Annotated in this window: 20 protein-coding genes; 7 read left to right on the forward strand and 13 right to left on the reverse strand. The window is 57.3% G+C overall.

Annotated features, from left to right (window positions below; all coding sequences use genetic code 11):
- Nucleotides 1-27: 27 nt before the first annotated feature.
- The 3 genes from P4L78_RS04790 to P4L78_RS04800 form a co-directional block, all read right to left on the reverse strand.
- Nucleotides 28-597, reverse strand: coding sequence for a LemA family protein (locus tag P4L78_RS04790; RefSeq protein ID WP_309327114.1), 570 nt, complete (start codon nucleotides 595-597; stop codon nucleotides 28-30).
- A gap of 193 nt (nucleotides 598-790) precedes the next feature.
- Complete coding sequence (gene hisC, locus P4L78_RS04795; protein WP_309327115.1) at nucleotides 791-1852, reverse strand: histidinol-phosphate transaminase; 1062 nt, start codon at nucleotides 1850-1852, stop codon at nucleotides 791-793.
- A 250-nt stretch (nucleotides 1853-2102) separates the two neighbouring features.
- Nucleotides 2103-3302: a hypothetical protein gene (locus tag P4L78_RS04800; RefSeq protein WP_309327116.1), complete on the reverse strand. Its 1200-nt coding sequence runs from the start codon at nucleotides 3300-3302 to the stop codon at nucleotides 2103-2105.
- A gap of 342 nt (nucleotides 3303-3644) precedes the next feature.
- Between P4L78_RS04800 and dusB the strand changes: the two genes are divergently transcribed.
- The 5 genes from dusB (at nucleotide 3645) to purD (ending at nucleotide 8806) form a co-directional block, all read left to right on the forward strand.
- Entirely contained in the window at nucleotides 3645-4682 is a 1038-nt protein-coding gene (gene dusB, locus P4L78_RS04805) for a tRNA dihydrouridine synthase DusB (RefSeq protein ID WP_283148248.1), read from the forward strand.
- Nucleotides 4683-4825: 143 nt separating this feature from the next.
- Nucleotides 4826-5089 carry a DNA-binding transcriptional regulator Fis gene (fis, locus tag P4L78_RS04810; protein WP_283148249.1) on the forward strand — a complete coding sequence of 88 codons (264 nt, stop codon included), beginning with the start codon at nucleotides 4826-4828 and terminating at the stop codon, nucleotides 5087-5089.
- Between the two features lie 81 nt (nucleotides 5090-5170).
- Nucleotides 5171-6733 (forward strand): bifunctional phosphoribosylaminoimidazolecarboxamide formyltransferase/IMP cyclohydrolase, encoded by a 1563-nt coding sequence (purH, locus tag P4L78_RS04815; protein ID WP_283148250.1) that lies wholly within the window; start codon nucleotides 5171-5173, stop codon nucleotides 6731-6733.
- A 295-nt stretch (nucleotides 6734-7028) separates the two neighbouring features.
- The gene (locus tag P4L78_RS04820; protein ID WP_283148251.1) at nucleotides 7029-7517 is read left to right on the forward strand and encodes a phospholipid:lipid A palmitoyltransferase; all 489 of its coding nucleotides are present in this window, start codon (nucleotides 7029-7031) and stop codon (nucleotides 7515-7517) included.
- Nucleotides 7518-7531: 14 nt separating this feature from the next.
- The gene (gene purD / locus P4L78_RS04825) at nucleotides 7532-8806 is read left to right on the forward strand and encodes a phosphoribosylamine--glycine ligase (RefSeq protein ID WP_309327117.1); all 1275 of its coding nucleotides are present in this window, start codon (nucleotides 7532-7534) and stop codon (nucleotides 8804-8806) included.
- Nucleotides 8807-9036: 230 nt separating this feature from the next.
- Here the strand turns inward: purD and hemF are convergent, their stop codons facing one another.
- From hemF to P4L78_RS04865, 8 genes are all read right to left on the reverse strand, one after another.
- Complete coding sequence (gene hemF / locus P4L78_RS04830; RefSeq protein WP_405051496.1) at nucleotides 9037-9960, reverse strand: oxygen-dependent coproporphyrinogen oxidase; 924 nt, start codon at nucleotides 9958-9960, stop codon at nucleotides 9037-9039.
- Between the two features lie 138 nt (nucleotides 9961-10098).
- Nucleotides 10099-10479, reverse strand: coding sequence for an aspartate 1-decarboxylase (panD, locus tag P4L78_RS04835; protein WP_309327119.1), 381 nt, complete (start codon nucleotides 10477-10479; stop codon nucleotides 10099-10101).
- A gap of 88 nt (nucleotides 10480-10567) precedes the next feature.
- On the reverse strand, nucleotides 10568-11119 hold the full coding sequence (locus P4L78_RS04840) for a hypothetical protein (RefSeq protein ID WP_283148255.1): 552 nt from the start codon (nucleotides 11117-11119) through the stop codon (nucleotides 10568-10570).
- 19 nt (nucleotides 11120-11138) lie between these two features.
- Nucleotides 11139-12998: an RNB domain-containing ribonuclease gene (locus P4L78_RS04845; RefSeq protein ID WP_309327120.1), complete on the reverse strand. Its 1860-nt coding sequence runs from the start codon at nucleotides 12996-12998 to the stop codon at nucleotides 11139-11141.
- Between the two features lie 157 nt (nucleotides 12999-13155).
- Nucleotides 13156-14232: a peptide chain release factor 1 gene (gene prfA / locus P4L78_RS04850; protein WP_283148257.1), complete on the reverse strand. Its 1077-nt coding sequence runs from the start codon at nucleotides 14230-14232 to the stop codon at nucleotides 13156-13158.
- Nucleotides 14229-14690 carry a GNAT family N-acetyltransferase gene (locus tag P4L78_RS04855; RefSeq protein ID WP_283148258.1) on the reverse strand — a complete coding sequence of 154 codons (462 nt, stop codon included), beginning with the start codon at nucleotides 14688-14690 and terminating at the stop codon, nucleotides 14229-14231. Before P4L78_RS04855 ends, prfA begins: the two co-directional genes overlap by 4 nt.
- Before the next feature lie 5 nt (nucleotides 14691-14695).
- Nucleotides 14696-15949: a glutamyl-tRNA reductase gene (hemA, locus tag P4L78_RS04860; RefSeq protein ID WP_283148259.1), complete on the reverse strand. Its 1254-nt coding sequence runs from the start codon at nucleotides 15947-15949 to the stop codon at nucleotides 14696-14698.
- A 199-nt stretch (nucleotides 15950-16148) separates the two neighbouring features.
- The gene (locus P4L78_RS04865; protein WP_283148260.1) at nucleotides 16149-17399 is read right to left on the reverse strand and encodes an ABC transporter substrate-binding protein; all 1251 of its coding nucleotides are present in this window, start codon (nucleotides 17397-17399) and stop codon (nucleotides 16149-16151) included.
- Nucleotides 17400-17690: 291 nt separating this feature from the next.
- Between P4L78_RS04865 and P4L78_RS04870 the strand changes: the two genes are divergently transcribed.
- Complete coding sequence (locus tag P4L78_RS04870) at nucleotides 17691-18716, forward strand: LacI family DNA-binding transcriptional regulator (protein ID WP_309327121.1); 1026 nt, start codon at nucleotides 17691-17693, stop codon at nucleotides 18714-18716.
- Nucleotides 18717-18794: 78 nt separating this feature from the next.
- Nucleotides 18795-19211, forward strand: coding sequence for a hypothetical protein (locus P4L78_RS04875; RefSeq protein WP_309327122.1), 417 nt, complete (start codon nucleotides 18795-18797; stop codon nucleotides 19209-19211).
- Between the two features lie 68 nt (nucleotides 19212-19279).
- On the opposite strand, the gene feoB is transcribed toward P4L78_RS04875, so the two are convergent.
- Both feoB and P4L78_RS04885 read right to left on the reverse strand, forming a co-directional pair.
- Nucleotides 19280-21052, reverse strand: a complete 1773-nt coding sequence (gene feoB / locus P4L78_RS04880) for a ferrous iron transport protein B (RefSeq protein ID WP_283148263.1) — start codon at nucleotides 21050-21052, stop codon at nucleotides 19280-19282.
- 2 nt (nucleotides 21053-21054) lie between these two features.
- On the reverse strand, nucleotides 21055-21309 hold the full coding sequence (locus P4L78_RS04885; protein WP_283148264.1) for a FeoA family protein: 255 nt from the start codon (nucleotides 21307-21309) through the stop codon (nucleotides 21055-21057).
- Nucleotides 21310-21366: the final 57 nt, after the last annotated feature.

Raw genomic sequence — 21366 nt, forward strand, 5'->3', positions numbered from 1 at the left:
AGAACAACTTGTGAGTAGAGCGGGCGATCAGCGCTGAAACAGCGCGCCAACCGAGACATCCTGCTTTTCGTGGGAATCAAATTCCAGCAATTGGGCTGGCTGAAAGTGGAACGCATTGGCGACGATGACATCAGGGAATTGTTCAATGCGCACGTTATTGATGTTGACCGAGTCGTTGTAATACTCGCGCCGGTCAGCAATATCGTTTTCAAGTTGGGTAATACGCCCGGCCAGATTCTGGAATTGCATATTGGCGCGCAATTCCGGATATGCCTCAACGGTGGCGTACAAAGAACCAAGACCGGTGCGCAATTGTTGCTCGGCTACGCCCAGCGCGGGGATATCGTGTTTCTCACGGGCTTGCGCTACACCGTTGCGCGCCAGCATGATTTTTTCCAGCGTTTCGCTTTCAAATTGCATGTAGTGCTTGCAGGTTTCCACCAGCTTGGGCAGTTCGTCATGCCGTTGCTTCAATAGGACGTCGATGTTGGACCAGGCCCGGCTAATGTTGTGTTTGAGTGCGACGAGGTTGTTGTAAAGCATCACAAAGTACACCAGTACAACTGCGATCAGTGCGAAGAAGATAATGAGCGGCATTCGGGTTTTTCCGTATGATCGTTTTTTGCGAACCTTAGCCTTCGCCGCCGGATGCCGCAAGCGCGGCGCTTGGGGTGTCGCCAAATTGGAACTAGGCTTGAAACGGAACGCGCAAACGTGCCATGCGGCGCATTAAAAAAAACCGATCCCGCTGTAAGTCGGGATCGGTTTTGGCGTAATTTGCAAAGCTGGTTTATTGGGCGATGATCTGCTGCAAGGCGTCTACCAGCGCTTCGCATTCGGCATCGGTACCAATGCTGATCCGCAAATACTGGTTAATCCGCTCTTGCTTGAAGTGACGCACCAGAATTGCCTTGGCCCGCAGGTTGGCGGCCAGCGTCGCGGCATCGTGTTGCGGATGCCGGGCAAAGATGAAATTGGCGGCGGAGGGCAATACGTCAAAGCCCAAGAGCTTCAATCCGGCGACCAGCTTTTCCCGCGTATCAATCACGCCCTGACAAGTGCGGCGGAAGTAGCTCTCGTCCTCAATTGCCGCAACCGAACCGGCAATCGCCAGTCGGTCCAGCGGATAGCTGTTAAAGCTGTTCTTGACCCGGTCCAGCGCCTCGATCAGCTCTGGATGACCCACCGCAAAACCCACGCGCAGCCCAGCCAGCGAGCGCGACTTGGACAAGGTGTGAATCACCAGCAAGTTTGGATAGCGCTTGATCAGCGGGATCACCGTTTCGCCACCGAAGTCCACATAGGCTTCATCCACCACCACCACGACATCTGGATGCGCCTGCAACAGCAATTCGATTTCGGCGGTGCTCAACAAAATGCCGGTGGGCGCATTGGGATTGGCAATGATGATTGCACCGCATTCCTGGTCGTAATCGGCCAGGCGAATGCGCATGTTTTCATCCAGCGGCACGACGCGGTGCTTCACGCCATACAGGCTGCAATAGGTCGGATAAAACGAATAGGTGATATCCGCGAACAGCAGTGGTTTCTCATGATTGAGCAGTGCCATGAACACATGAGCCAGCACCTCGTCCGAGCCATTGCCGACGAACACCTCATTGGCCGCAATGCCGTGATACGCCGCAATGGTCTGCTTGAGGCGATCAGCATTCGGGTCCGGATACAGGCGCAACGTATCGGCGGTTTCAGCCTTGATGGCCTCCAGCACACGGGGCGACGGTCCGAACGGGTTTTCGTTGGTGTTGAGCTTGATCAGGTTAGTGATCTTGGGTTGCTCACCCGGTACATACGGGGTGAGCGTTTGGACGATGGGACTCCAGAAGCGGCTCATGGTGTGTCAACAAGGGGGAGGTTGTTTGAGGGGTAATCGTATCATGAGGAGGTGGTTTTTTTGGTGCGAGGGGATTCCTGGATACGCGGGCAACCAGCATGGTTAAGCGGACTAAACAGAAAAACTGTACTTAATTAGCGCCTTTGGCACGGATGTGAAAGGCGTTTGATACCCGGGGGGGGGCCGGGGTATCAAACGCTTTTAAACCCCGTGCCGAAGGCACTCAAGCTTTTACAGGCCACAGCCACACTCACTTCCGCGCCTTCAAAACCCCGCGCAACCCAGCCAACGCACCACCTCGCAACATCCCGTAATTATAGAAACCAACATGCTCAATCCCTTGCCCACGCAAGCCGTCCAGTGCAGCCCCGGTTTGGGCACCATCGCCCAGATCTGGAACCCCTGGCCGCAGAATGCCGCGTACGCGGCTGGCGTCACCCACGCGGCGCACGGTGTCGACGGCGTCGGCAACAACGCGACCAGCATCAGGCTCGTAGAACGGTACTTCGATACCATCGGCGGCAAAGGCCAGTGCTTTCAGGTCGCTGCCTTCCAGCCAGGTTTGCGCGGTGGGGCGTTGCACGGTGGGGATGATGTATAGCGCCACTTCTGCGGGGATTTCGCTGCGGATGCGGGCGACCAGTTGTGTCACGTAGTTCTGGCGCATGCGAATAAACGCCGCCAGTTCCTGGTCTTCCAGCAAATCGGCGGTGAGCCACGCGCTGGCTTGATCTGCGGCCGCGTCGGCGGGGCCGGCGAGGTAACCATCTACCCGTGTGCGAATACGGCTGGCCAGTCCGGCGGCATCAATGCCTTGCTGGCGCGCATTGCTCTGGCAGGCATCGCAAAAACACAGGCCGAGCATGGTATCCAGCCACAGATTGCTGCGAACCTGTGCAAATTCGTGATGGTAGCCGTGGGCGAAGGGCGTCCAGCCTGGCGACTCCAGCGTCAAACTTTGCCATGGCAGCGTGCGAGCCAGGTCGTTGCTCAGGTCGACGGCGTAATCAGCCAGCGCCGGTTGCATCGGGCAGGGCGCGTACACATAGCCATCGCCCCACGCGTTTTTTACCGTCAACTCCGGGTGAGCTTCACCCAGGCGGGTGTTGTGGAACAGCACAGTCCACGCCGACAAAGGTAAACGGCCATCGCTGGCCAGGTCATAGGCCACCTGGCGCATGGCGGCGCTGGAGTGCGGCTTGGGCTGGATCGCCCGGTAGCGGCTGGGCTGCGGGTTGAAGTAAATAGTGCCGTCTTCCGGGAAATACACCTTGCCCGGCCCGCTAACACGTGGGCGCAGGAATTTGCCGGCGTGATAACTGGCCGCCAGACTCAGGCCATCTACGCCCAGATCGAGAATTTCATCCACAGTGCTGCGGGTGTCGCGTCCGGCCAGGTCCCAGGCGTAGGCGTACAGAGAGTGGCGGGCGGCAGGGCGGCGTTGGCTCATGGCAGGTTGTACTCAATTCGGTAGGTGGACGGGCATGACTTGATTGCACGTGAGTCATGTTTTGTGGCGATTTTGAACCGCAATTTCGGCCGTTGCGTAAATAAACGTTACAAATGATTTTATGCGAGGCGTAAGGCAGGGCTGTGAGCTGCTGGCTGGCGCACGAAAAGTGTTTCCTGCCAAACGGTTGAGACATCCTGGTAGAGGGGGTCTGGGCAGACTGCATTCAGGCTGGATATATGCCGTATATGCGACTGTACTGCTATGCCGTTGACGCACTTTCGGTTGCCCAAAATTTAAGCAGGCGGTAGAATTCCGGCCTTTTCTGCGACCGCGGTTCCTATGCAGATCGGCCCTTTTTCCTTACAAAACAATCTGTTCGTTGCGCCCATGGCGGGGGTGACGGATCGGCCATTTCGCCAGTTATGTCGCCATTTCGGGGCCGGTTATGCCGTGTCCGAGATGATTACGGCCAATAACGCGCTGTGGAGTAACGAAAAAACCCGCCGCCGGATGGATCATGCGGGCGAACCTGGTCCTATTGCCGTGCAGATTGCAGGTTCTGATCCGGCCATGATGGCGCAGGCGGCCAAATTAAACGTAGAACTGGGCGCGCAGATTATCGATATCAACATGGGCTGCCCGGCCAAGAAGGTATGCAACAAACTGGCGGGTTCGGCTCTGTTGAAAGACGAAGCGCTGGTGGGCGAGATTCTGGACGCGGTGGTTGCTGCGGTAGATGTGCCGGTGACGCTGAAAACCCGGTTGGGTTTTTGCAACGGTGAAGAGAATGTTTTACGCGTGGCCGAGCGGGCGCAATCGGCTGGTATTGCGGCCTTGGCGTTGCATGGCCGCACGCGGGAAGACATGTACAACGGCGCAGCCCGCTATGAGCTGATCCGTGAAGTGAAGCACATGCTGCGCATACCGGTGATTGCCAATGGCGACATCGATACGCCACAAAAGGCGAAAGCCGTACTTGAGGCCACCGGGGCCGATGCCATCATGATCGGCCGGGCCGCGCAGGGGCGGCCGTGGATGTTCCGCGAAATTGCACATTATCTGGCGACCGGCGACATGTTGCCGCCGCCGCAGGTTGTTGAAATTCGTAGTGTTTTATTACAACACCTTGACGAGCTTTACACGTTTTATGGTGAGTATTCCGGTTGCCGCATTGCCCGCAAGCATATCGCCTGGTATACCAAGGGTTTGCACGACGGCAACGCGTTTCGGCAAGCCATGTACCAACTGGATTCGACCAGCGCACAGCATGCTGCCGTACAGCACTATTTTGATGGTTTGGCTTCACTGGGCGAGCGCCTGATTTATGAGGTGGCCGTATCAGATCAGGATGGCAAGGACGATTTGCAGGCAGCATGAGTCGATAGCAAGGCAAGCAGACAAGGGTGGTCGGCGATAAGGCGCCGACCCAACGCCGCACTATCAAATCGGCAGTCCGCACAAACAACACACAATCAAGCCCCGAGCGACAAGACTTAGGGGTAGTTTCAGGGAAAGCAATAATGAACCAGCCAGCAACTTGCGTAATTACGCAGGATGAAGATCCCATCGCCGAGTCGATCAGGGCCTCGCTTGCACAATATTTTGAGGATCTGGACGGTGAGGCGCCGTGCGCGTTGTACGACATGGTGCTCGCCCGCGTGGAAAAACCCTTGCTGGAGCTGGTGCTGACCCACGTTGCCGGAAACCAGACTCGTGCCGCCGAGGTGCTGGGGATCAATCGCAATACGCTGCGCAAAAAATTACAGACGTACGACATGCTTTAACAGTCGTATCGCTAGTACGGTTCCACTGTGTTTTGTTTTTAGTGATTTACACCCCCTCTTGGGCATCAGGAAAAAACAGCAATGACCACCATCAAGCGCGCGCTGATCAGCGTCTCCGACAAAACCGGTGTTCTGGAATTTGCACAAGCCCTGGCGGGCTTTGGCGTTCAGATCCTTTCTACCGGCGGCACAGCCAAACTGCTGGCAGACAACAATGTGCCAGTGACAGAAGTCGCCGATTACACCGGTTTTCCCGAAATGCTGGATGGTCGCGTCAAGACGCTGCATCCCAAGATTCACGGCGGCATTCTGGGTCGTCGTGATCTGCCCGCTCATGTGGCCAAAATGGCTGAACACGACATCGGCAATATCGATCTGGTGTGCGTGAACCTGTACCCGTTCGAAGCGACCATCGCCCGTCCGGATTGCACCTTTGAAGATGCCATCGAAAACATCGACATCGGTGGTCCGGCCATGGTCCGTTCCGCTGCCAAGAACCACGCACACGTGGCGATTGTGACCGACGCCGAAGATTACGCCCCGCTGGTTGCCGAACTGAAAGCCGGTAACGGTAGCTTGAGCCTGGCCACCCGCATCAATCTGGCCAAGAAAGCGTTCAGCCATACCGCGGCCTACGATGGTGCAATCTCCAATTACCTGACCGCGCTGGCCGCCAATGGCGAAAAGAAAGTGTGGCCAGATCGGCTGAACCTGCAATTCGCCAAAGTGCAAGACATGCGTTACGGCGAGAACCCGCACCAAGCGGCTGCCTTCTACCGCGATCTGGACCCGGCTGCCGGTAGCCTGGCGAGTTATCACCAGTTCCAGGGCAAAGAACTTTCGTACAACAACATTGCGGATTCCGATGCAGCGTGGGAAGCCGTCAAGCAGTTTGAAGAGCCGGCATGTGTCATCGTCAAGCACGCCAACCCGTGCGGCGTGGCAGTTGGCGCAGATACTTTCTCGGCCTATCGCCTGGCTTTTGCCACCGACACGACTTCGGCTTTCGGCGGGATCATCGCCTTCAACCGTGAAGTGGACGGCGACACCGTACAAGCTGTTGCAGCTCAGTTCCTGGAAGTATTGATCGCGCCAGCCTATACCGCTGAAGCGCTGGCGTTGTTGGCCAAGAAGCCGAATGTGCGTGTTTTGTCGGTGCCAATCGAAAACGGTGCCAACCGATTTGACGTCAAGCGCGTTGGTGGTGGGTTGCTGGTGCAAACACCGGATGTCCATGCCCTGACCCTGGCTGATCTGAAAGTCGTGACCAAAAAGGCTCCGACTGATGCGCAACTGAAAGACATGCTGTTTGCATGGCGTGTTGCCAAGTTTGTGAAATCCAACGCGATTGTGTTCTGCGGCAAGGGCCAGACACTGGGTATTGGCGCAGGTCAGATGAGCCGTGTGGATTCGACCAAAATCGCTGCCATCAAGGCACGCAGCGCCGGTCTGGAACTGCGTGGTTCGGTGGCCGCGTCTGATGCGTTCTTCCCGTTCCGTGATGGCGTTGATGTCATTGCCGAAAACGGCGTGGCCGCGATCATCCAGCCGGGCGGTTCGGTGCGTGACGAAGAAGTCATCGCCGCCGCAGATGAGCATGGCATTGCAATGGTGCTCACCGGCATCCGTCATTTCCGCCATTAATCTGGCGCGTTGTATTGCGCAGTACCTTTGAAAGGTCTGAGCCGACAACCGCCGCAATGCGCGTTGTCCGGCTCAGACAGAGCAGGTGGTCCGCCATGAACTGCGGCTTGCTTGCTCGTGCGGTAATTGTCTGGCCACTTTTTTGGGGTCGTGGCTCGCGGTAGCATCTTTGCCACGGGCTTATGTCGCGCCGCACCATTTAATAACCAACAAACTATTTCTCATGAAAAAAACGCTTGCTGCCTTGACCTTTAGTCTGATCGCGCCTTTTGCGTCAGCCATAGATTGCACTGGAATGGGGAGTTGGTTAAATCAAGCCTGTGCGCACGTTTCCGATGTAGCCCAGAATGGCAAATCGGACATTTATGTTTCGGGTTACACCTGGCATGATCCAAGCAAATACACCGAAGAAAAGCTTAACGCACTGAACCAGTGGGGCTGGGGCGGCGGTTACGGCAAGCACGTGGTGGACGAAAACGGCAACGAAGATCTGGTGCTGGGTATGATCTTCTCGGATTCGCACAAGAACCCGGAACTGATGGTTGGCTACGCCGGCCTGTGGTTTACCGATCCGGTGCTGGGTGGTTTGTCGCTGGGTGGCGGGTATACGGTGGGGCTGACCTCACGCCGCGATATTTTTGGCGGTATCCCGTTCCCGATCGTGCTGCCAGTGGCGGTAATCCGCTATCGCCAGGTATCGGTTATGGGTACGTTTATTCCCAGCATGGGTGGCGTTAACAATGGCAACGTGGCGTTCTTTTTCAGTCGCTACGAATTCGAATAATCGGGAAATACAGAATGAATGTTCTTGTAATTGGCAATGGTGGTCGTGAGCACGCGCTGGCCTGGAAGCTGTCGCAATCGTCGCGCGTGGGCAAGGTTTTTGTCGCACCGGGCAATGCTGGCACTGCGCTGGAACACAACCTGACTAACGTGCCAATCACCGACATTGAGGTGTTGCTGGCCTTTGCCAAGCGCGAGCAAGTGCAACTGACCGTAGTCGGCCCGGAAGCGCCGCTGTCCAAAGGTGTTGTCGATGCCTTTCGCAAAGGCGGCATGAAGATTTTCGGGCCAAGCAAAGCGGCGGCCCAACTGGAAAGCTCCAAGGATTTCGCCAAGGCGTTCATGAAGCGCCACGGCATCCCGACTGCCGAATACGAAACCTTTGCCGATGCCACCAAGGCTCATGCTTATATTGATGCCAAAGGCGCGCCGATCGTGATCAAGGCTGATGGCTTGGCTGCAGGCAAGGGTGTAGTGGTTGCCATGACGCTGGCCGAAGCGCATGAAGCCGTCGACGCCATGTTGTCGGACAACAAGCTGGGTGACGCCGGTGCCCGCGTGGTCATCGAAGAGTTTTTGACTGGCGAAGAAGCCAGTTTCATCGTCATGGTGGATGGCAAGAATGTGCTGGCGCTGGCTTCCAGCCAGGATCACAAACGCCTGAAAGACGGCGACGAAGGCCCCAATACCGGTGGCATGGGCGCATACAGCCCGGCGCCCGTGGTGACACCAGAAATCCATGCCCGCGCCATGCGCGAGGTGATTCTGCCCACCGTGCAAGGTATGGCGCGCGATGGCATTGTCTATACCGGGTTTCTGTATGCCGGTTTGATGATCAGCCCCGATGGCTCCATCAAAACACTGGAATTCAACTGCCGCATGGGCGATCCAGAAACCCAGCCGATCATGCTGCGCTTGAAGAGCGATCTGGTTGATCTGGTCGAGCACGCGGTTGAAGGCACGCTGGACCAAGCCGAGGTGGAATGGGATCGTCGCGTGGCGCTGGGCGTGGTGATGGCCTCGGCCAATTATCCGGATGCCCCGCGCACCGGCGACGTGATCTCTGGCTTGCCAGCTGAAACTGACGATGGCCACGTATTCCACGCCGGCACCACGTTAAACGCCGAAGGCCAGCCAATGACCAGCGGTGGCCGCGTGCTGTGTGTGACCGCGTTTGGTGAGACCTTCAAAGCCGCGCAAAAACGTGCCTATGAATTGCTGTCGGGTATTCAGTTTGATGGTGCGCAGCACCGCACCGATATTGGCTGGCGCGCTATCAGCCGCAAGTAGTCGGGTTTTGATCGGAATTGGCGAGTTTGCGCCACCAATAAAAACAGGCCGTTTAGACGGCCTGTTTTTTTTATGCCACCTCATGCAGATGTATGTAGCCCGGATGAAGCGCAAGGGGGAATCCGGGGGCGATGTTAACCAAACCAGGGCTGGGTGGCTTGTTGAGGCATTGCAACCCCGGATTCCCGCTATGCTCCATCCGGGCTACGGGGTTTGCGTTTGATGCCGGCCTACGCTGCGGTTGGTCCCAACCCCAGCCAATCCCGTGCAGTGAGGAAGTCCGTGTGCAAGCGCGCTTCTGGCGAATCTACCGGCGGTTGCCAGTCATAACGCCATTTCACAATCGGCGGCATCGACATCAAGATTGATTCGGTACGCCCGCCCGACTGCAGGCCAAACAGCGTGCCACGATCCCACACCAGGTTGAACTCGACATAACGGCCGCGGCGGTAGGCTTGCCAGTCGCGTTCCCGTTCGCCGTATTGATACTCGCGGCGGCGTTCCACAATCGGCACGTAAGCCTCAAGGAACGCGTCACCTACCGCGCGGATAAAGGCAAAACCGCCCTCAAAACCCAGTTCGGACAAATCATCAAAGAACAACCCACCAATGCCACGCGGTTCGTTGCGATGTTTGAGGAAGAAATACTTGTCGCACCAGGCTTTGTATTTGGGGTAGTAGTCCGGCCCGAATGGCGCGACGGCGTCATGGCAGGTTTGATGGAAGTGGTGGGCGTCTTCTTCAAAGCCGTAATAGGGCGTCAGATCCATGCCGCCGCCAAACCAGAACACATCTTCCTGGCCCTCGGCGTAGGCCCGGAACAGCCGCACATTCATGTGGACCGTGGGCACATAAGGGTTGCGCGGGTGAATAACCAGCGATACGCCCATGGCTTCCCAGGCGCGACCAACCAGGTCCGGGCGATGCGCGGTGGCGGAGGGCGGCAGTGTCTTGCCCAATACGTGCGAGAAATTGACGCCACCGCGTTCAATCAAACCGCCATCTTCCACCAGCCGTGAAATACCGCCACCGCCTTCTTCGCGATCCCATTGATCATGGCGGAAGGTGTGGCCATCCAGGTTTTCCAGCGTGGCGACAATGTTTTGTTGTAGCGACAAGAGATAGTCGCGAACCTGGCTAGCGGACATGGTCAGTTCCAGAATGTTGAGAGGGGCATATTACGACAAGCCTGATCGGTAATCGACCCAAGCGGTTTGAGGTCAGGCCAAAAGCAAAAGCCCCGCTGCGGGAACGGGGCTTCAGATGATGCTTGAACCAGCGATCAAGGTCGCTCAGTTTTCTTGCGTGGGCGTGCCGTGCTTGATGCTGGCGATCTTGTTCTGCGCATCCACAAACACCAGTGACGGGTTGTGACTGGCCAGTTCGGCTTCGTCATACTGGGCAAAGGTGGCGATGATCAGCAGATCGCCCACTTGCGCCTGGCGAGCCGCAGAACCATTCAGCGAAATGATGCCGGAACCGCGCGCACCCTTGATGGCGTAGGTAGAGAAGCGCGCACCGTTGTTGATGTTCCAGATGGTGACTTCTTCAAACTCGCGCACATTGGCCGCGTCCAGCAAGTCTTCATCGATGGCACACGATCCTTCGTAATGCAGTTCGGAATGCGTGGCGGTAACGCGATGAATCTTGGACTTGAGCATGCTGCGGTACATGAAATAACTCCGACATCACTTGTGAGGCTGCGATTATAAGTCGCAAATATTGCGCTGCGCATTGGCAGTTTCAGACATTTCGGGCGAATCAGCCGCGATACACCAGGCATTCATCCAGCAAAAACTCGCCAGGGCCGGGCCGGGCGTTCAGCGCGATCCGGTCAAATGCCAATTGCCGGCCATCCACCTTCACCCACGCCGGAATCACTTTGCCCTGATAGCTGCCAACGCTTTCATCGGCGCGAATGACTTCGCGCGGTGTCGGTGCTGCCGGAGCCGGGATGGTGTCGGTGGTTTCGGTTTTGGCCTCGTTGGCGCGTGCCTGTTCGGCTTCGCGCTCGCGCGCCTGCACCGGTAAATTGCGCAGGAACCAGCTGAACAGAAATTCCGGCATCACCACACGCGTGACACGTTTGTGATTGTCGATGCGACAAGCAACGCCAAAGGTTTCACCACACTTGGGACATTGTGCCTTGGCGGCGATGGCCAGACTGTCGTCCAGCAAACGCGCCACGCCCATCATGTCTTTGGCATTGAGCATGTGTCCGCAACGCACGCAGGGCTTGGAAAACTGCCGGATCTGCTCGCCATTGGCAAAGCGGATCGGCAGGTAGCGGTTGAGCGGTCTTTTCTGTTGCATGTTGGTTCGGTTCCCGGTCTTACATCGTGGCCAGACGGCAATCCAGATTCAATTCCAGCCAGTCTGTCTTGAGGCGTTGTAGTACGACTGTGGAACCTGCCGGTAATTCCGGCAGACCCGGTACGCGCAGTACCAACGGCATGCCGTCGACGCGAACCAGGTTCTCTTTGATGATGGAACCGGAGAATTCCTTGATGTTTTCCTGCTCCATATAGCGCAGGCACCAGTAACGCTCCATCTTGTCCTGGAAGTCCGCATAGGCCGCATAGGCGGTATCGAACGAACCAATGGCCGCAAACAGCTCGGCATCGTTTTTCTGAAAGCGCGGCTTGGTACCGTTGATCATCGCGATCAGTTGCTGCTGGTTCACAAAGTCCACCGCCCGGCGCAGCGGCGAAGAAGACCATGCGTAATATTCAACACCCAGACCGATATGCGGGCCTGGTTGTGTGGTCATGCGTACACGACCGTTGTTCTGTACCCGATAGATTGCGGCAATCTCGGCTTCTTTCAAATCCTTGCCCCACTGGCTGTTCACCAGGATCATCATCTCGGCCACCAGTTTGTCCATTGGTGAGCCGCGTTTGCGGGGCAGAATGCGCACGCGTTTTTCGCCGTTTTCCAGCGTATCCACGTAGAAGCTGTAATCAATGCGCACCGGCGCATTCGGGTCATCGGCGCGACCACGACGGCCTTCCATTTCACCAGCCAGACGCCACATGAAGGTCAGCTCGGCCTTCCACGGGAAGTCCGGGCCGTCTTGCTTGCCGGCAGTCAATTCATTGAAATGTGCTTCGATCTGATCGTGACGCAGGTTGGCGGCAATCGGCACCAGTTCCACGACAGAGCGGTGCGAAAGAATGTCGAACCCGGGCGAAACTTCCAGATACATCGACACGGCAGGACGAGGGGCGGCACCTTCTTGCAGCGTAAACACTTGCACGGCGGCATCGGGCAGCATGGTGATCTTGTCGCCGGGAAAATACACGGTCGACAGACGATCAAACACTTGCTTGTCCAGTTCGCTGTCTGGCGCAATGCCCAAAACTGGCGCAGCGATGTGGATCCCCACTTGCCAGTTGCCATTGGGCAGCTTGACCAGGCTGAGCGCATCGTCGATTTCAGTGGTGGTGACGTCATCAATCGAGAACGCCTGCACCTTGGCCAGCGGCAGATCGGTCGGCGTCACCACCGGTTCGGTCATCACCGCATCGCGGCCCTTGGGGAAGGTTTCCAGCAGGAAGCCTTGCAGGAAGTAATCCGCCACATCGGGGATAGCGCCGACGTTTTGCAGCAAACGCGTGGTATTGGTGTGCAGCGCATCGGCAGCCTGAGCCAATGCCTTGTATTCGATGGTGTTTTTGTCTGGGCGATGCAGCAGCTTGGGCAGAACCGGCAAAAACGCTTCTGGCAATTTGCCGGCAGCCAGTTCGGCTTGCCAGGCGGCCATTTGCTCGGCTTCGCGCTGCTTGCGTACCAGCCCGGCCAGTGCAGCTTTCAGATTGTCTTCCGGCGCGGCTTTGTAGCGGCCTTTGCCTTTCTTGTAGAAGTACATCGGCGAAGCGGCAATGCGCAGCACCACGGCGATCTGCGCGGCAGCGGAAGGGTTGGCACCGAAGTATTCTGCGGCCAGTTCTTCAAAGCCGAACTCGTGCTCACCGCAGGTTTCCCACAAGAGATCGATATCGATCTCGGTACTCAATTGCTCGGCTTGTACCAGGATTTCATCCAGGCCGGGGCGCTCGAACTTGAGCAGCACATTGCCGCCCTTGACCTTGCTGCGCTTGCCGCGCACGTCTTCTACCATCAGGCTCGCTGGCTGCGATTCCTTGACCGTGGCGACCTTGAAGCCACCGTCTTCTTCATAAAAAACGTGCATGAACTACCCTTCCTGGAAAGCACGCGATTATATACTAAATCGCCATGTTGCCCTGACCGGATTCGTTTTAAAAATCAACGATCAGCAGCGTAAAAAGACTAAACGGCACACCCGCGAGCGCGCCGTTTTTTGTATGAGATGCCGCTCGGCAGCGAGGTTATTCCGCCAGTTGGGCCAGCAGTTCGGCCTGTTGCTCGTTGGACAGCGCCTGGGTCAGTTCTTCAAGATCGCCATCCATGATCGAATCCAGCTTGTACAGCGTGAGATTGATGCGGTGGTCGGTCATGCGCCCCTGCGGGAAGTTATATGTGCGGATGCGCTCGGAGCGATCGCCGCTGCCGACCAGACTTTTACGCGTGGCGGCTTCTTTGGCGTGGCGTTCGCGGTCTTGCGCGTCTTTGATGCGTGCCGCCAGCACGGCCAGCGCACGGGCTTTGTTCTTGTGCTGACTACGGTCGTCCTGGCATTCCACCACAATTCCGGTGGGCAAGTGGGTGACGCGCACGGCCGAGTCGGTTTTGTTGATGTGCTGCCCGCCCGCGCCTGAAGCGCGGAAGGTGTCGATACGCAGATCAGCAGGGTTGATGTTGACCTCTTCGGCCTCATCCGCCTCTGGCATTACCGCCACGGTACACGCGGAAGTATGAATCCGACCTTGCGTTTCGGTTACCGGTACGCGCTGCACACGGTGGCCGCCGCTCTCGAATTTCAGCCGCGAATACGCACCAAAGCCGACGATGCGGGCGATGATTTCCTTGTAGCCACCCAGGTCGGATTCGCTGGCGGACATGATCTCCACCTGCCAACGGTTGCGCTCGGCAAAGCGGCTGTACATGCGGAACAGATCGGCCGAGAACAGTGCCGATTCATCGCCACCGGTACCGGCGCGGATTTCCAGAAAAATATTGCGCTCGTCGTTCGGGTCTTTGGGCAGCAAGGCTTTTTGCAGGTCCAGCTCCAGCGTTTCCAGCTTTTGCTTGCCGTCTTTGATCTCTTCCTCGGCCATTTCTTTCATGTCCGGGTCGGTCAGCATGTCTTGCGCCGCGGCGATATCGGCTTCGATCTGGTTGAATTGGTGATACAGCGCCACCACCGGCTCCAGCTCGGCGTGCTCACGCGTGAGCTTGCGATACTGGTTCATATCGCGCGTGGCTTCTTCCGAAGCCAGCAGCGCGCCGACTTCTTCCAGCCGGTCAGCCAGTTGTGCCAGTTTGGCGAGAATCGAAGGTTTCATTGTTTGTACGGGTCCGTATTTAACCGTTCCAGATAACGCTCGGGACGGGCCGCTGGTTTCCAGCCAAATTGTTCATAAAGGCCGTGCGCGTCGGCGGTAAACAGCATCCAGCGGCGCAAGCCTTGCAAGTCCGGATGAGTGTGTATGCATTGCAGCAGCCATTTGGACAAACCTTGGCCACGATGTTCGGTATCGATAAACACGTCGCCCAGATAGCCAATGGTGGCGCCGTCGGTAATCACGCGGGCAAAACCCACCAAGCGCTCGCCCTCGTAAATGCCAAAGCACAAGGCACCTTGCACCGAACGATGGAATGTCTCGAATGGCATACCTTTGGCCCAATAGGATTGGCGGCCAATAAAGTCATAAGCAGTTTCAAGGTTGAGATTCAGGCGCGCAGGGTCGGTGTCGACCTCAAACGCGCCCTGTTGCCAACGGGCGGTCTGAAAGTGGGACATCACAGCTATTCCTCGTCGTGCAGGCGAAAAAGGCGGCGGGCGGCCACGACCAGCGCGGCTTGCTCCTCACCAGAGGCGGCATTCAGTGAAGCGAGTGGGGCGTGCAGAAATTTGGCGGATAGCTGTGCGGTGAGTTTTTCCAGCACTTCTTCCGGATTGTCGCCTGCGGCCAGGCGTTTCTTGGCGCGGGCCAGTTCGTTACGGGCGGCGCGGTCGGCGTTGTCGCGCAAATCGCGAATGGTGGGCACCAGTTCGCGGCTGGCCAGCCAGTGATTGAACTCGCTCACGTGGTCAGAGATCAACGCTTCGGCGGCGACCACTTCGCCCTGGCGCGCATGCACGCCTTGGCGGACCACTTCGGATAGATCGTCCACTGTGTAGAGGTAGACATCGGCCAGCTCGGCGGCTTCAGGCTCCACATCACGTGGCACGGCCAGATCAACGATGAAAATGGGGCGATGTTTGCGCAGTTTGATGGCGCGCTCGATCATGCCTTTGCCTATCACCGGCAGTGGCGAGGCAGTGGAGCTGACCACGATATCGAATTCATGCAGGCGCTCGGCCAGATCGGTCAGCAACATGGCGTCGCCGCCATGTTCTTGTGCCAGCCGTTCGCCGCGTTCGAGGGTGCGATTGGCCACAGCGATTCGGGCAGGCTTTTGCGCGGCAAAATAAGTGGCGCACAGTTCGATCATCTCGCCAGCGCCCACAAATAACACTTTGCATTCGCCCACTGACGGAAAAATGCGTTCGGCCAGCTTGACTGCCGCGGCGGCCATAGAAACCGATGCCGAACCAATACGCGTTTGTGTGCGCACATCTTTGGCGACTTGGAACGCGCGCTGGAACAAGCCATTGAGCAGCACACCCATACTGCCCGATTCACGCGCCTGGCGTTCCGCGTCTTTCAGTTGCCCCAGAATCTGGGTTTCGCCCAGCACCATTGAATCGAGCCCGGCTGCCACGCGAAAAGCATGTTTGGCGGCGTCCTGGCCGGAATGCAGATAAAGATAGCTGCCCAACTCATCCGGATTGCGGCCGCGATTGGCGGCGTACCAGTCCAGCAACGCCTTGCCATCGTGGGCGTTGCAGTAGAGTTCGGTGCGATTACAGGTGGAGATGATGGCCGCTTCCATGACGCCAGGTTGCGCCACGAGGCCTGGCAGCGCGGTCTGCAATTCGGTCGGCGAGAAGGCAAGCCGCTCCCGCACCGATAGCGGAGCGGTTTCGTGATTGACGCCGAGTACGAGCAGATTCATCGCTGCAGAAGAAATTCAAAACAGCCGATTATACCGTGATTGGGGGTGTTTGCTTACGACGATTGCCGAATGGCTGGCAGATCAAGAGCTTGGCTTGGCGGCCGGTATGGCGCCATGCGGCGCAAATGAATGGTTACGGACAGGAGGCCCGGCCACTTGGAGTAGTAGCCAGGCCAATTTCCCTCAAGTCGGTCAGTGCTTATTTGGTCTGCGCCGCAGCGGCAATTTTCTCAGCGGCCATTTGCGCAGTCATGCTGTCGTCGTTCCAGAATTGGGCGGCCACATCATAGATGGCACCTTCCACTGCGGGCGAGATTGCCATGTCATGAGCCCATGACGGTACCAGCGTGCCCTTGGCTGCTGCGGCTTTGAAGTCGGCTGCGGATTTTTTTCCGCACTCGTCAAACTTGCTCAAGTCCATACCCTGACGCGCGGGGATCGACCCCTTGTATAGATTGAAGACTTCCTGGAATTTCGGGCTCATCAGCAACTGGGCCAGGTCTTTCTGACCCTTTTGCGCATCCTTGTCTTTGAGCTTGAAGAAGGCAAACGAATCTACGTTAAAGGTATACGAGCCCGCACTGCCCGGCGCCGCCACGCACAGGTAATCCTTGCCCGCTTGTTTGCCCGCTACCGTGAACTCGCCCTTGGCCCAGTCCCCCATAAACTGCATACCGGCCTTGCCGTTGATAACCATGGCGGTGGCCAGGTTCCAGTCACGACCATTGGCGGCCTTGTCGGTATACGGCTTGATGCGTTTGTAGGTTTCCAGCACCTTGATCATGGTGACGCTCTTGAGCGAGGCTTGATCCAGCTTCACAAACGCCTTTTTGTAAAAGTCCGCGCCACCCACACCCAGGGCGACGCTTTCCAGCAATTCGGCCTCTTGCCAGGATTGCCCGCCAATGGCTACGGCGGTGACGCCGGACTTTTGCAAGGCATCAGCAGTTTTGAAGAATTCGTCCCAGGTGGTCGGGACTTTGGCGTTGGCTTTCTTGAGTACATCGGCGTTGATCCACAGCCAGTTCACACGGTGCACGTTGACTGGGGCCGCCACATATTGACCCTTGTACTTCATGACATTCGCCACCACCGGCGGCAGGACTTTGTCCCAGTTGTCGGCCTTGGCCACATCATCAATCGACACCAGTACGCCCTGATCGCCCCATTCCTGAATGGCTGGGCCTTTCAACTGTGCTGCCGCAGGCGGGTTGCCAGAGACCACGCGGGTTTTCAGCGCAGTCATGGCGTTTTCTCCTGCACCACCGGCCACGGCAAAGTCTTTCCATTTGTCGCCCTTGGCTTCGAGCATGGTTTTTAGTTCGCCCGCTGCTTTGGCTTCGCCGCCGGATGTCCAGTAATGCAGCACTTCCACTTCGGCCGCTTGCGCCGCTAACGCGCTCACGCCAAAGACAGCGGCAGCACACAAGGTCAGTCTCAGGTTCAACATGATCGATCTCCAGAATGAAGTGTATGGACCACGATTGTTTTCGCAGCCCGACAGTGGTGCCAGCGCAGGTCTTGGGATGGCTTTGGTTGTTGGTGCAGGGCAAATGTTGTCAGATTTTCATGACTACATTGCGAGTAATGTTAACGTTAACAGAGGAGGGTGTCACAATAAATGAATACCCCGATAGGGCGAGCCTCTGCGGGGTGACGCCGGAAAAATCCGGTATCCTGAAAGGATTCAAACATGGACATCCGGACAACCAGCCCCGGATGTTGAGTAGCAAAAAGCACCATGCCGCGTAAACCCAGTCAAAAAACCGCTCGCGCCGCGACCTTGCATGATGTGGCCGCCAAAGTGGGCGTAAGTGCGATTACCGTGTCGCGTGCGCTTAACGCGCCCGATCTGGTCTCGGAAAAAGTGCGCACGCAAATCCTCGCCACCGTGGATGAACTTGGCTACGTGCCCAATCGCTCAGCCCGCACGCTGGTGTCCTCGCGCTCGCATACGGTGGCGGTGCTGATTCCGTCGTTATCCAACACCGTATTTATCGACACGTTGGCGGGTATCAATGAAGTGCTTGATCCGCGTGGTTATCAGATATTGATTGGCAACACTGCCTATGACGACGAGAAAGAAGAGCGCCTGCTGCGCACTTATCTATCGCACAAGCCGGACGGGGTGCTGTTGACCGGCACACGGCAACAGGCGCAAATGCGTGCGCAGCTGGCGCGCCTCGGCATTCCGGCGGTGCATATGATGGAGCTGGATCCCAGCAATGAGCGCTTGTGTGTGGGGTTCTCGCAGGAAGAAGCAGGGCGGCAGATCACCGAGCATTTGCTGGCACGGGGTTATCGGCATATCGCCTTTTTTGGCGCGCGGCTTGATCCACGAGTGATGCAGCGGCTGGATGGTTATCGCAAAGCGCTGCAAGGGGCAGGTTGTTATACGCAGGAACTGGAATATCTGAATCCGCGCCCATCCCGCATTGGCCTTGGCGTGGAAATGCTGGACGTGTTGCGCCGTGAGCACCCGGAGTGCGATGCCGTGTTTTGCTGCAATGATGACTTGGCGCTAGGTGTGCTGACGGGGTGCCAACGCACCGGCATCGCCGTGCCGTCGCAGCTGGCCGTGACCGGGTTCAATGATCTGGAAGGGGCTGCTTGGGCGACGCCCACACTGACCAGTGTACGAACACCGCGATATCGGGTTGGTCTGGAAGCCGCCAAGTTGTTGCTGCAACTCATGGATGGCAACGCTCCGCCAGCACAACGGCAACTGGACCTTGGCTTTGAACTGCAATTACGTGGCAGTAGCTGACGTGTGATTCACATGCAGTGACTGTGCCAGCGAGCAAACGCAGACTGGTTCTCGAATGTTTTATTTTCCTGGCAAGACATGGATCGCCTGAACGAACTCCCGATCAATACAGATATCCCGCCCTATGGTGCGGATGATCAAACCGAGCAAAGCTGGCGCTGGTTGCAGGCTGTGGGCCAACTGGTGGCCGCCGAACTGGTACAGCAACCGCGCGGTACGCTGGCGCTGGTAGAAGAAACTGACTGCGTTTACTGGGTGTTGGTGCTGGAAGAACAAGTTTATCTGGCAACCGCGCCGATCCACGACGGCGAAATCATGTTGCAACATGGCGCGTTGTTGCAGGGTTTGATTGGTGTCAGCGTGGAAGAACTGGTTTATCGGCGGATGGCGCTTGAGAACTGGTTGCTGGCTCAGCCAACCATGCGCATCGGCGAGCCCAAGCGCTTGCAACTGTGGAGCGAAGTGCCCAAACAGGGCGAGTGGGATAGCAATTGAAGATGTCGATAAGGTGGATTGGCTATGCCGAATCCACCTTGCGAATTTTCTCGCCTGACAAGCAAGCGTTACAACCAGCCAGTCACCAAGCGCGTGCCTTGGTAAAACACAAAGCACAGCACCCATGCCAGTCCTAGCGACCAGACCACCGACCCCGCCGTGAACCAGGCGCTTTTCGATTCTTTATGCATGGTGGCAACCGTTGCCACGCAGGGCACGTAGATCAGGGTGAACAGCATGAACGAGATCGCCGAAACCGGGTCCATACTGCCTGCCAGATGATGCGCCAGTGCATCGCCCTGCACCCCGGTAATGACCGACAGCGCGCCCAGAACGACCTCCTTGGCGACAAAACCAAAAATCAACGCAATCGACATTTCGGAATGAATGCCAATCGGCGTCAGGACTGGCTCTAGCACGTTGGCAATCATCCCCGCATAGCTGGCGTGTTCCGATGGGTAATGGGTAAGGAACCACACCAGCAATACCCCAACCACAATCATGGTCGAAGCCATGCGCAGGAAAGAACGGGTTTCGCCCCAGCCGCGAGCGCGAATCTGCCTTAGCAACGGCATGCGGAACGGTGGCAATTCCAGTGCAAAAGGCTCGCTGGAGGCAAAGCGTTTGCGGAAGACCCAGGCCGAACCGAGCGCGATGACGATGCTCGCTAGATACAACCCTAGCAACACCCACGGCGCCTGCGTTGGCGTGAACAGCGCCGAAGATAGAAACAGAAAAATCTGCAACCGCGCTGAACACAACGAGAACGGAATAGTGAGCATGGTCAGCTTGCGCGCGTTGGGATCGCGGATCACCCGCGTGCCCATCAACGCGGGCACGTTGCAGCCAAAGCCCATCAGCAGCATGACAAAACCACGGCCATCCAGCCCCAGGCGGCTCATCAGGCCATCCATCATGAAGGCGGCGCGGGCAAAATAGCCGGAGTCTTCAATGATCGCCATCAGCGAGAAAAACAGGAAGATCAGCGGGGCAAAGGTCAGCACCGTGCCCGCGCCGTCGAACAGCCCGTCGAGCAAGGCGCCGCGTACAAATTCGGGCGCACCGGCGAGTGCGGGTTCCAGCCAGGTGTGTTTGATCCAGTCCATGCCGCTGCCCAATGCATCCTGGAGCGGAGAACCAATGGCAAAGGTGAGCTGAAACAAGATGAACATCATCAAGATAAATAGTGGCAAACCAAGCGCCGGGTGCAGAATCCAGCGGTCCAGTTTCTCGGTCATGCTCGCCGGCATGGTCGGCGGACGGGAGACAAAGGCATGATGCAGCCGGGTTTCTTCGGCATGGAATGCCGTAGCCGCTTGCAGGCTGGAGAAATCAAGCTGGATATCGCCGTTCAGCGCAATGTGCTGGCTGATGGCGGTTTTCAGTTCTGGCACGCCCTGGCCCAGTTTGGCCGAGATCGGCAATACCGGGCAGCCCAGTTGGGCCGATAGCCTGGCGTAGTCGATGACGATGCCCGCGCGTTTGGCTTCGTCCGTCATATTGAGCGCGACAATCATCGGCGCGCCCAGGGCTTTCAATTGCAAAGCCAGTGCGAGTTGGCGATCCAGTTGGGTGGCGTTCAGCAGCACCACAATGGCGCTCAGTTCGGTATTGGCCAGAAACGCCTGCGCTACGCGTTCGTCTTCAGCGCCGCCTGATAAATCATAAATACCCGGTAGATCGACCAGTTGCACCATGCTGCCGCCCAGCAAAATACGATGCGTGGCCAATTCAACCGTGAGCCCCGGCCAGTTGGCGACGCGGGCATTGCCACCGGTGATACGGTTGAATAGTGTGGATTTGCCGGTGTTTGGCATGCCAACGAGCGCGATCCGTTTCATGATCAGGCCTCGTTACGCTGGATGGGCAGGGCGGAGATTTCGACTTCAATGGCGCGGGCGTGTTCCCGGCGCAACATCAGTTCAGTGTTGCCAATTCGCACTTGCAACGGCCCGCCAAGCCAGCCGCGCCTGAGTACTGTAAGCTCGCGCTCCGGGCGTAATCCCATGGCAAAAAGACGTTGGGTAAGTTCGGCCGGAGTATGTAGTTTTAATACACGAGCGGGCGTTTGCAGCGGCAGATCGAAAAGCGGACACATGGGTGATTTCCGGTTTCAAGAATCATTCTCAATTATTGAATCATGATTACCCGGAAG

The organism is Silvimonas sp. (assembly GCF_031291215.1).
Taxonomy (GTDB): Bacteria; Pseudomonadota; Gammaproteobacteria; order Burkholderiales; family Chitinibacteraceae; genus Silvimonas; species Silvimonas soli.